Annotated in this window: 5 protein-coding genes; 3 read left to right on the plus strand and 2 right to left on the minus strand. The window is 67.6% G+C overall.

The annotated features are described in order from the left end of the window. The first annotated feature begins 150 nt into the window (after positions 1–150). Positions 151–1,680: a D-serine/D-alanine/glycine transporter gene (gene cycA, locus AC1DBQ_RS10725; RefSeq protein ID WP_476928481.1), complete on the plus strand. Its 1,530-nt coding sequence runs from the start codon at positions 151–153 to the stop codon at positions 1,678–1,680. Positions 1,681–1,812: 132 nt separating this feature from the next. On the opposite strand, the gene AC1DBQ_RS10730 is transcribed toward cycA, so the two are convergent. Next, complete coding sequence (locus tag AC1DBQ_RS10730; RefSeq protein ID WP_476928486.1) at positions 1,813–3,204, minus strand: MFS transporter; 1,392 nt, start codon at positions 3,202–3,204, stop codon at positions 1,813–1,815. A 215-nt stretch (positions 3,205–3,419) separates the two neighbouring features. Next, positions 3,420–4,451, minus strand: a complete 1,032-nt coding sequence (locus tag AC1DBQ_RS10735) for an Lrp/AsnC family transcriptional regulator (protein ID WP_476928482.1) — start codon at positions 4,449–4,451, stop codon at positions 3,420–3,422. A 194-nt stretch (positions 4,452–4,645) separates the two neighbouring features. On the opposite strand from AC1DBQ_RS10735, the gene AC1DBQ_RS10740 reads away from it, so the two are divergent. Next, a complete protein-coding gene (locus AC1DBQ_RS10740; RefSeq protein ID WP_476928483.1) occupies positions 4,646–5,914 on the plus strand; it encodes a M20 metallopeptidase family protein in 1,269 nt (422 codons plus the stop codon). A gap of 23 nt (positions 5,915–5,937) precedes the next feature. Further along, on the plus strand, positions 5,938–7,227 hold the full coding sequence (locus AC1DBQ_RS10745; protein WP_476928484.1) for an MFS transporter: 1,290 nt from the start codon (positions 5,938–5,940) through the stop codon (positions 7,225–7,227). Positions 7,228–7,332: the final 105 nt, after the last annotated feature.

Below are 7,332 nucleotides of genomic sequence, written 5' to 3' on the forward strand. Positions count from 1 at the left end.
GACCGCCGCGGCAACAGGGCCGCCAAATACCGGCCCTAATCTTGATCTACCCGCCAAAACTGTTACCTCCGTCACACTCTGACGGATCCGTGCGGACCGCATCGCGGAACCCCCGCCCGCTGCGACCGCCTGTGACAAGGAAGAAGCCTCATGTCTGAACGCATCACCACGGCCGCTCCGGCCACTGCAGAATCCGACATTGCACCATCTGAAATTGCTGGAACCGCCGCCTCCGCCCACGGCGCATCCGGCGCCGGGAGCCGCGAGCCGCACCTCGCCCGAGCCCTGGGCAACCGCCACATCCAGTTGCTCGCCATCGGCGGCGCCATTGGCACCGGCCTGTTCATGGGGTCCGGCAAGACCATCTCCCTCGCCGGCCCGTCCGTGATTTTCGTCTACATGATCATCGGCTTCATGCTGTTTTTCGTCATGCGGGCCATGGGCGAGATCCTGCTCTCCAACCTGAACTACAAATCCTTCAGTGACTTCGCCGGCGACCTCCTGGGCCCCTGGGCCGGCTTCTTCACCGGCTGGTCCTACTGGTTCTTCTGGGTTGTCACCGGAGTGGCGGACATCGTCGCCATCTCCGGCTACGTGGACAAGCTCGCGCCCGGCACCCCCCTGTGGATCCCGGCGCTGCTCACCCCCGTGGTGCTGGTCCTCCTGAACCTCCCCACCGTCAAGGCGTTCGGTGAAGCGGAGTTCTGGTTTGCCATCATCAAGGTCGTAGCCATCGTGGCCCTGATCGCCACCGGCGCGGTCATGATCGCCACCCACTTCACGTCCCCCAACGGCGCGGTAGCGAACCTCGCCAACATGTGGAACGACGGCGGCATGTTCCCGCACGGCATGTTCGGCTTCATCCTCGGTTTCCAGATTGCGATCTTCGCCTTTGCCGGCATCGAACTGGTGGGCACTGCCGCCGCCGAGACCAAGGACCCGGAGAAGAACCTGCCGCGTGCCATCAACTCCATCCCGGTCCGCGTCCTGCTCTTCTACGTCGGCGCCCTGGTGGTCATCATGGCCGTCAACCCGTGGCGCACCATCGATCCCGCCAGCAGCCCGTTCATCGGCATGTTCACGCTCGCCGGGCTGGGGATCGCCGCCGTGGTCATCAACCTTGTGGTCCTGACCTCCGCGGCCTCCAGCGCCAACTCCGGGATCTACTCCACCTCCCGCATGATCTACGGCCTGGCCCAGGACGGGAACGCGCCGAAAGCCTTCGGAAAGCTGAGCAGCCGCAAGGTCCCGCAGAACGCGCTGCTGTTCTCCTGCATCTTCCTGCTGGCCGGACTCGTCCTGCTCTACGCCGGCGACTCCGTGATCGGCGCGTTCACCATCGTCACCTCCGTGGCGTCCGTGCTGACCATGTTCGTGTGGTCCATGATCCTGATCAGCTACATCGTCTTCCGCCGCCGTCGGCCGGCCCTGCACGCGGCGTCGAAGTTCAAGATGCCCGGCTCCGCCTTCATGCCGTACGTGGTCCTCGCGTTCTTCGTCTTCATGCTCGTGGCGCTGGCCCAGGCCGATGACACCCGCCTGGCACTCTTCGTGGCCCCCATCTGGTTCCTCCTGCTGGGTGCCGCCTGGCACTTCAACCGGAAGACACCGCTGCAGCAGGCGCGGATTGTGGAATGGCAGGCCGTCCGCTCGGAGGAAGTCGTCCGCACCACCGTCTGACCCCTGAGCCTCCGCTAAGCCTCGACAGAGACGCCCCGGCACGGACACGCCGTGACGGGACGTGCAGGAGCCCCGACCGGATTCTTCCGGCCGGGGCTCCTGCCGTTGATCGTGCGATCGCCGGCGGTGCCTTTACTCCCGCGTCCTGACGGCAGCCGGGACGACGGCGACGCGCGGCGCGACAGCCACGGCGGCGACGCCGATCACCGCCGTCAGCGCGAAGACTCCGGCGAATGACGCCGCCGTCGTCGTCGCTGTCGAGAACGCGGCAAACACGACTCCCGTGCCGGCCAGGGCCAGGGCGCCGCCGAGCGAATCCGAGATGGACATGGCCGAGCTGTTGAAGCCCTCCGTGTCCCGGGTGGAGAGGGCCAGGGTCATGACGCTCAGGCGCGGATACATCAGCCCCATGCCGCCCCCGGCGAGGATCCAGCCCGCGATCGCGACAGCGGCCGGCCAGGCCAGTACCGTCGTCACGAACGCCAGGACAACGGCACCGAGGACCAGGGCCGAGCCGATCCGCACCGCCCGCCGGTGCTCCAGCCGGGTTCCCAGCCTGCCCTGGATGGCCGAGGCCGCCGCCCAGGCGATGGCACCGCCGGTGAGCGTGAGGCCCGCAAAAGTGGGGGCAAAGGCATAGCGTTCCACGAGCAGGTACGGCAGATAGACCTCGGCGCCGAAGAATGCCGCGGACGCGAGCCCGCGCGTGAGGATGACGCTCGGCAGGCCGCGCCGGGCGGTCAGGGTTCCGCGCGGCATGAGGGGACGGACGGCCAGAAGTGCGACGGCGACGGCGGCCGCCGCCAGCACGCCGCCGGCCCCCGGGACCCCGGCGGACAGGTTCAGGCCCAGCACGGCGAGCGCTGCCAGGGCTGCCAACGCCAACTTGGCCGGACCGCCCGGCGGACGGGCACCCCCGGCAGTCTCCACGGCTGCCGCATCACCGCCTGCCGACCCTGGGGCTGCGGCGGCGGCCGGGGTTCCGTGCAGGCCGCGCAAGGCCGGGACCGTCAGGAGCAGGGCCGGGACCACGAGTCCCACCACGCCGAGGAAGACCCACTGCCAGCCGGCCACTTGCGCCACGACGCCGGCAGCGAACGGGCCCACCAGCGACGGGATGACCCAGGCCGCGGAAAAGGCGGCGAAGATCTTCGGATGCAGCACCGGCGGGTAGACCCGGGCGATGACCACGTAGAGGGCCACCGTGAGCGCACCCCCGCCCAGTCCCTGGACAAGCCGCCCGGAGACGAGAACCGGCATGGTCCCGGCGGTACCGGCGATGAGCAGGCCCAGCACGAACATGCCCACCGCGGCCAGGAGCGGCGCCACGGGCCCTTTGCGGTCGGACCAGCTGCCGGCGGCCACCATGCCGATCACCCCGGTAGCCAGCGGCCCGGCAAAGGCCAACGCGTAGAGGCTTGCGCCGTCCAGCTCCCGGCTGACGAGCGGCATGATGGTGGTCACCGCAAGGGACTCGAAGGCCGCCAGGAACACCAGCGCGCAAGCACCGAGCGTCACCAGCAGGTAGCTGCGGTGGAAGATGCCGGCTGATTCCGGGACGGATTCCTGGCTGGATTCCTGGCTGGATTTCTGGCTGGAGTTCCGACTAGGTTTCTGACTGGATTTCCGACTGATTTTCTGACTATCGTGTGGGTCGGTTCGGGGCACGTGCCACAGCCTACAAGAGGGGCACCCCGCGCACATCAGCTGCGTGCCCCGGCCCCGGCCGCCCGGTCACGTCAGCCGGCCGCATCGAGTCCCTGGGCCGGGACCACGACGGCGCCGCTCGCCCGCGAGTCAGGATTCAGCATCCACCCCACGCGTTTCACGGTGCTCAGCATGACGACGCTTTCCACGAGCTCGATCCCGGGCACCTTCTGCTGCAACGCCAGCTCGATCGTCATGACGTCGGCCAGGGACTGCAGCCACATAATGATCACGAAGTTCGTCGGACCTGTGGTGGAGGCGCTGAGCCTCACGTTCCGCATGGTCTTCAGCTCGACCGCGGCTGCCTCATGCCGGCCGGCGGGGACGTTGACGAACCACTGGCAGGTCACGGGGAAGGCCGAGAACTTCTGGGCCACCTCGCACCGGAATGACAGGATGCCGCTGGCGAGCACCCGGTTGAGCTGCCGCTGGACGGTCGCAGGGTGCCGGCCCAGACCGCGGGCAATGTCGGCCGCCGTGGCGCGTCCGTCCCTGGCCAGGAACGGCAGGAGCGCCAGGTGGCTTTCCGGCAACGGTCCGAGGCTGGCGGCCTGGGCGGTTCCGGCGGTCTCGGCGCCGGCCAATGCCCGCACGGCGGCCTGCTGTGCCCGGCTCAGCACGTTGAGCCGCCAGGAGCCGCCGCTTGCGTGCAGTCTGGTGCACAGCGCGGTCTGGTATTTAACGAGGCCGTCGATCTCCTTCAATCGCGCGATGACCTTCAGGCTGAAGTCGTCCAGGGAGGGCGTAATGACGGTGAGCATGAGGTCCCGGTTGCTGGCTGCCTCCTCTACCGTGACGATTTCCGGCATCTCGGCGAGCCGGGCGGTGACGTCCTCGCGCCGGTTCATTTCGCAATCCACGGCCACGAACGCCAGACACATCTGGTGCGGGTCGCCGATCAGGTGGGCGGTGACCCAGGAGACGCCTGAGGCCCGCAACCGTTCCCAGCGGGCGGCGAGGGTGGTGGCGTGGGCACCCAGCACCTCCGCGGCATCCGCCCAGCTCAGGCGCGGAGCGATCTGCAGGACGTTGATCAGGGCGAGGTCGTCCTCGCTGAGTTCCATTACTATTCCCCTCATTTGTGCACGAAAACTGCGACCCCAGCCGGTTTTTGCATTTTTTCAGGTCTTTAGCCGCATGTGAACCATGTCACTTCAGAATAGACGCAGGCAGTCCTCACCGGACCCGCACCAAGCCGCAGCGACAAAACCAATTCGTCAATCACGCGATTCCGACAAACGACAAGCAAGGAGAAAACGTGCCGATCACCGCAGACGCCCGGGAAATGCAGGCGGACCTGGCCCGGTTCCGCCATGAACTGCACCGGGAGCCCGAGATCGGCTTGGAGCTCCCGCGGACCCAGGAAAAAGTGCTGAAGGCGCTCGACGGGCTCGGCTACGAGATCACCCTGGGCCAGGGCACGACGTCGGTCACTGCGGTGTTGCGCGGCCAGGCTCCCGGAACGGGCGCCGGCTCCCGCCCCGCCGTCCTCCTCCGCGCCGACATGGACGGCCTGCCGGTACAGGAGAAGACGGGCGTGGACTACACGTCCAGGATCGACGGCGCCATGCACGCCTGCGGCCATGACCTCCACACGTCCATGCTGGCAGGAGCCGCCACCCTCCTGGCCGAACGCCGGCACCGGCTGGCCGGCGACGTCGTCCTGATGTTCCAGCCCGGAGAGGAAGGCTTCGACGGCGCCAGCCACATGATCCGCGAAGGCGTGCTGGATGCCGCCGGCCGGCGCGTGGACGCCGCCTACGGCATGCACGTCTTTTCCGCCCTCGAACCGCACGGCACGTTCTGCACCAAACCCGGCGTCATGCTCAGCTCGTCCGACGGGCTGGTGGTCACGGTACTCGGTGCCGGCGGCCACGGTTCGGCCCCGCATTCGGCCAAGGACCCCGTAACGGCGGCCGCCGAGATGGTCACCGCCCTCCAGGTCATGGTCACCCGCCAGTTCAACATGTTCGATCCCGTCGTCCTCTCCGTCGGGGTTCTCCAGGCCGGCACCAAGCGCAACATCATCCCGGAAACCGCACGCATCGAGGCCACCATCAGGACCTTCTCCGAGGAATCCCGGCAGAAAATGATGGACGCCGTGCCGCGCCTACTGAAGGGCATCGCAGCGGCGCACGGCCTCGACGTCGACGTCGACTACCAGCAGGAGTACCCGCTCACCATCACGGACGAGGACGAAACGCACACCGCGGAGAACGTCATTGAGACCCTGTTCGGCGATTCCCGGCTCGCCCGCTGGGCCACCCCGCTGAGCGGCTCCGAAGACTTCTCCAGGGTGCTCGCCGAGGTCCCCGGCACGTTCATCGGCCTCAGCGCCGTCCCCCGCGACGCCGACCCCGCCGCCTCCGCGTTCAATCACTCCCCGTACGCCACGTTCGACGACGGCGTGCTGGCTGACGGCGCCGCACTCTACGCGGAGCTCGCCATATCGAGGCTGGCCGCGCTTGCGGCAGCAGACGCCCCCGCCGCGGCTGCCCCTGTCGCCGCTGCCTCCACCCTTTCCTAGCCCCACCCCCGAGGGAGAAGACCATGATTACAACCGCGTCCACGACGCCGGCAACCCGGACATCCACCCGCAAGACGATCATCGGCACCGGCATCGGCAACGCCGTTGAATGGTACGACTGGGCCATCTACGCCACGTTCACGCCGTTCATCGCCAGCCAGCTTTTCAGCAAGTCGGACCCTGCGTCCGCGGTGCTGTCCACGCTGGCGATTTTCGCCGTCGGCTTCGTTGCCCGCCCGTTCGGCGGCTTCCTGTTCGGCTGGATCGGCGACCGGATCGGCCGCAAGGCCTCCATGACCCTGGCGGTGGGGCTGGCGTCGGTGGGCAGCCTGATGATCGGCATCGCGCCGACCTTCGCCGCGGTGGGGGTCTGGGCGTCGTTGACGCTCCTGGTGGCGCGCCTGGTCCAGGGACTGGCGCACGGAGGGGAGTTGCCGTCGTCGCAGACCTACCTGTCCGAGATGGCGCCGAAGGAACACCGCGGCTACTGGGCCACCCTGATCTACACCTCCGGCACGGTGGGAATCCTCTTCGGAACCCTGCTGGGTGCCGTGCTGAACATGACCCTGAGCACTGAAGTCATGAACGCGTGGGGCTGGCGCGTCCCGTTCCTGATCGGCGCGGCCATGGGCCTGTACGCGCTGATCATGCGGTCCCGGCTGCACGAAACGGACGTCTTTGAGGGGGAAGCCGCGGCGGAGAAGCGCGCCCCGATCTGGCCGCAGATTGTCCGGCACCGCAAGCAGGCCCTTCAGGTGATTGGCCTGACGGTTGGCCTGACCGTCATCTACTACATCTGGGGTGTTGTCGCCCCCAGCTACGCCACCACCGCGCTGAAGATCGACCGCGGCGAGGCCCTGTGGGCCGGCGTGATCGGCAATATCGTGTTCATCGCGGCGCTGCCCTTCTGGGGCAAACTGGCGGACCGCATCGGCCGCAAGAAGGTGCTGTGGGCCGGTGCGATCGGCGCAGGCATCATGCACTTCCCGATGACCGCCCTGCTCAAGGATTCCGCCTGGCAGCTGGCCGTCAGCATGTCCGTCATGCTGATCTTCATCGCCGCCAGCGCTGCGATCGTGCCGGCCGTCTACGCCGAATTGTTCCCCACGAGCATCCGCACCGTGGGCGTCGGGGTCCCGTACTCGATCTGCGTGGCGGTCTTCGGCGGCACCGCACCCTACCTCCAGCAGTGGCTCGGCACCACCGTGCAGATGCCGCAGCTGTTCAACGTTTACGCCGTGCTTCTACTCGCCATCTCCGCGGTGTTTGTCTTCACCATCCCGGAAACGAAGGGCAAGGACCTCACCCTGTGAAGCAGGGTTGACCCTCTGTAACAGGGTCGGCCCGGGATGCGCTGGCAGTTATGGCTCTTCTGGCGGGCTCAGAACAGCCATAACTGCCAGCGCATCGTGTTGAAG

This window comes from Arthrobacter sp. 10T413_2 (assembly GCF_056394205.1).